This window comes from Methylobacterium sp. E-016, from assembly GCF_022829745.1.
In the GTDB taxonomy this organism is placed as follows: Bacteria; Pseudomonadota; Alphaproteobacteria; order Rhizobiales; family Beijerinckiaceae; genus Methylobacterium.
In genome coordinates, this window is the sequence record NZ_JAKSYF010000089.1 from 1 (window position 1) to 2,793 (window position 2,793).

The 2,793-nt window shown below is 64.8% G+C and carries 2 protein-coding genes; one reads left to right on the forward strand and one right to left on the reverse strand.

Translation table 11 applies throughout. The features are described 5' to 3' along the window. A partial coding sequence (locus MKK68_RS11920; RefSeq protein WP_244030443.1) for a hypothetical protein occupies positions 1–1,100 on the forward strand: 1,100 nt, incomplete at its 5' end. Between the two features lie 8 nt (positions 1,101–1,108). On the opposite strand, the gene MKK68_RS11925 is transcribed toward MKK68_RS11920, so the two are convergent. Then, positions 1,109–2,317: a hypothetical protein gene (locus MKK68_RS11925; RefSeq protein ID WP_244030444.1), complete on the reverse strand. Its 1,209-nt coding sequence runs from the start codon at positions 2,315–2,317 to the stop codon at positions 1,109–1,111. Between the last annotated feature and the right edge of the window lie 476 nt (positions 2,318–2,793).

Here is a 2,793-nt window from a genome sequence, read left to right on the forward strand (position 1 = left end):
TCAAGCCCTTGGCCCGCCTTGATCGCGAAGGCGCACGGGGATGCCTGGCTGATCTCGCCACCGCCGGGCTGCTGTCGCGTCAGGCTGCCTTCGTCGTGCTCGCCTGCGCCGATCTGAGCGACCCGACGTGCTTCCTGGGTCAGCGTGGAATCGCACGCGCCGGTGCGGCCGGCCTCGGTGAGGTGCTGCGGGCGCGCACGGCTCGCGATCTGATCGGTGCAACGTTCGCCGTGCCGGGTCGGGCCGTACCTACCGGGTATCTCCGGGCGCTGCTGCGCATCGGCGAGGGGCGCGAAAGCGAGCTCGGGCGGGACGCCCTCACCGATCCGGAGGCCTATCGTCGGCTGTGGCAGATTTTTACAAGCGAACCCCAGGGCGCGAAGGCTATGGCGCTGCGTTTTTGCGGCCGCATCAGTGCCGGTACCCTGGTAGCGATCGACACCCTCGACCCTGTGCTGATCCATCCCGAGATCCTCCGGCACATCGCCACAGCCGAGCGCACCGCCAAAGCCAACGCCCTGCTCAGGCTGCTGCGCACCGCCGTTTCGAGCGCGACCGACAAGACGCTGACCCAGGCGCTGCAGGCCTCCCTGGGTAAGGGATCAGCGCTCGAAAACTTTGCCCGCAAGGCCGTTGAGCAGGCAGACGTGTTTCCGCCTCCCCCGCTCCCGCCTAGCGCCACCATCACCCCGCTGACCAGCGCTGCCGCCCTGATCGCGCTGGGCGCGGAGATGGGAAACTGTGCGCGCACCAAGATCGGTGAGGTCCTGCTCGGACTGTCCTACATCTATCGGGCAGAGCATCGTGCGGTGGATGGCACGAGGACGCCCCTGGCGATCGAACTCGTCCCCTTGAGCAGCGGGCAGTGGATGGTTCGAGAGATCAAGGGCGTCAAGAACCGGTCGCCCACCCCACAGGCCCTGCGGGCGATCCTGGGGCGTTTGCACGCCCTTGGTGCGGTATCACCCGGCAGCATCTGCACCGAGCGGACCCGGGAGCTGTCGAGCCTGCTCGGCGTGTTCCGATGGAATGCCTTCGATTTTGCGGCGATGGAACTGGATGCGTTGGAAGAGGTGCTCGAAACCCGCGAGGCAGCCTGATCGGCGGATCATCCTGCCTTCCGCGGACGTCCGGCCCGCCGATGAGTGCCGTCCGCCTTCTTCTGCGCGACCTTTACAGCGCGTCTGCGCTTCTGGCGTAGGGCGTCGGCCCGCCGACGCTGATCGATGCGCTCCTGGCGCCCGAGCGGATCGACCACGCCATCCTGCGGGCGATCCGATGCAGGGCGCTGCACCTCCATGATCCCGGCCTCCAGAACCGGAACGAGTTCGACCTCCATCGCAATGCCGTGCTCCTTGAGGTAGCGCGCCAGCATCTCAGCCTGATCCTGGCTGCAGAGGTAGACGTCGTAGGGGCCTTCGTAGTTTGGATTGCGCGGCGCGCCGCGCATCACAAACTGGATGATATCTTCGTACTCGCGCGCCTGGAGGATCTGCGACGCATCCAGATCAAACATCTCCAAGATCGCTTTGTCTGCCTCTTGCGCCTTGTTCGAGTAAATGTAGGCGCAAGAGGTATGCTTGATGAGCGTGTTCGTTCCAGCCTGCTTGGGCGTGCAGAACTCAGCTTCAAAGCGATGGCGGAAGTATGGAAGGATGTCAGCGTTGCACGAGAAGAACCCAGCAAACCTATTACCTTCGAGATACCGCGAAACCTGAACCAAGCACCGGCTTCCCTCCTCTGTCGCCCACCACGTCGTCGATCCACGATGTCGGGTGAAGTAGTGGATCCGGATCGTTTGCGGTTTGCGCAGGATCGGATGAGCCGGCTCGATCCGATCGAACCGGATGGCATCCGGATGGAGCGCTGTTGCGACGAGATACGCCGTGCTCCGGAAAAACCCTGCCCCGATGACGGTGACACCAGCCGTGCCGGCTAGCGACAGCGGCGTCCACACCGACCACCACGCGATCTTACGCCCGAGGACTTGTGCGTCTTGCCAGGCAGCCAGATTGACGTAGACGGCGCGTCCGGGCGTGAGCACGCACTTGTGCAGGGCTGCCAGATCGCTTGCGGCATCCTGCGCGATGGCGCTGCGCTGCAGTGGCTCAACGCCCCCGCGTGGACGCACCTGATGCCAGCCACCGATGCCCACAGGTTCAAGGCTGTAACGCTGATCCAGGCCGATCCAGCTCGCCTGGGCCGAGACGCTTCCCGAGGCGACGCAGCCGTCCGGGACTTCATCGATCACCACCTCCCAACCGGCAAGATCGGCAGGATCGAGCGCCATCAAAGCCTCGTGGGTGATCATCACCACGCGCGGCACGCTAGAGCTTCCCGCTTGCAACGCTGTCTCGACGCGACGCTTGACGGTCCCGCGGACCGACTGCCCGGAATGGATCACCTCGACCGCGAGCGAGGTGGCCCGCCGTGACGATACCTCTCGGCAGTATGCCGCGTGCTCGTCGAGAAGCTGCTGACGCGCGCTTGCCCAGACGACATCACGAGGATGCGCAGCGATCGCATCGAGTTGGCTCAGCGATTTGCGCGATCCAGGAACTCCGTCAATAATGCGTGGAGATCCGGCTGACCGAGGCTGAGACGATTACGCTCGCCTACCGCCGGGCCGCCCGCGGCGACGCCTGGACTGCGCTAGGTGTTTGATCCCGCGGTGTGGTGGTACGGTTGACCACCATGCTGCGAGGGATGCGCTATGGGCCAGGTTCTTCATGGAAGCGCCACCACGACCGAGGCAGTCCGTCGCGCGATCCAGCTACGTGAAGAGAGCGTAAG